This is a genomic window from Bacillus sp. HY001 (genome assembly GCF_007558965.1).
GTDB classification, from domain to species: Bacteria; Bacillota; Bacilli; order Bacillales; family Bacillaceae_G; genus Bacillus_A; species Bacillus_A mobilis.
The window spans coordinates 1-227 of sequence record NZ_VLTE01000435.1 but is presented as its reverse complement, the minus strand read 5'-3'; the positions used below and the strand labels follow the sequence as shown (position 1 = coordinate 227).

1 pseudogene is annotated in these 227 nt (G+C 40.5%); it reads left to right on the top strand.

Annotated features, from left to right (window positions below):
- A pseudogene (locus tag FOT98_RS32120) lies at positions 1 to 227 on the top strand (RNA-guided endonuclease TnpB family protein); the annotation flags it as partial.

The following is a 227-nucleotide window of genomic DNA, read 5'->3' as shown; positions in this document are numbered from 1 at the left end:
ATGCAACGATTCACGCAGAAACAAAATATCGGACGAGCTTGTCTCACGGCTAAAGAATTCCGCTTACTGCAACGTATGTCACATAGTTCCAAAGCGTTGCGAAATGTTGGATTGTATACGATTAAACAAAGTTACTTGAATCATAACAATATAGCTACTGTAAAAGAAGTGGACACTGCTATGCAAGCCGATATGAACTACTGGGGCATGCAATCAAACTCTGTGCA